The 507-nt window shown below is 29.2% G+C and carries 1 protein-coding gene; it reads right to left on the reverse strand.

Features of this window, described 5'->3' with window-relative positions:
• Positions 1-507, reverse strand: a 507-nt coding sequence (locus tag N2692_03205; protein MCX8016270.1) for a cysteine--tRNA ligase, incomplete at both ends; no start/stop codon positions are given.

A 507-nucleotide genomic window follows, 5' to 3' on the forward strand; every position in this document is an offset into this window, starting at 1 on the left:
ATATCAAAATGCTCTCCAAGTAAAGCTCGGCTCATGGCGCTACATTCTATATGCCATCCAGGGAAACCAACCCCCCAAGGAGATTGCCACTCCATTTGTCTTTTTTCGTTTTTTGGAGAAAATTTCCATAAAGCAAAATCACTTATATTTTTTTTATCTTTTATATCTACTCTTTTACCAGCATCTAAGTTTTCTTTTTTTATTTTCGCAAAATCAAAATATTCATTAAAAAGTGAAGTATCAAAATATATTCCATCTTCTATTTTATAGGTAAAGCCTTTTTTTTCTAATTCTAAAATTAAATTAATTTGCTCTTGTATATAATCTGTAGCTTTTGGAAAAATAAAATTTTCTTTTTTAATATTTAGTCTCTCTAAATCTTTAAAAAAAGCCTGAGTATAAAACTCTGCTATATCCCAAACACTTTTATTTTCTCTTTTAGCACCCTTTTCTAACTTATCTTCTCCCGTATCACCATCACTAGTAAGATGTCCAACATCAGTAATA

This window comes from Patescibacteria group bacterium (assembly GCA_026415775.1).
Classification (GTDB): Bacteria; Patescibacteriota; Minisyncoccia; order UBA6257; family JAAZHW01; genus SKW32.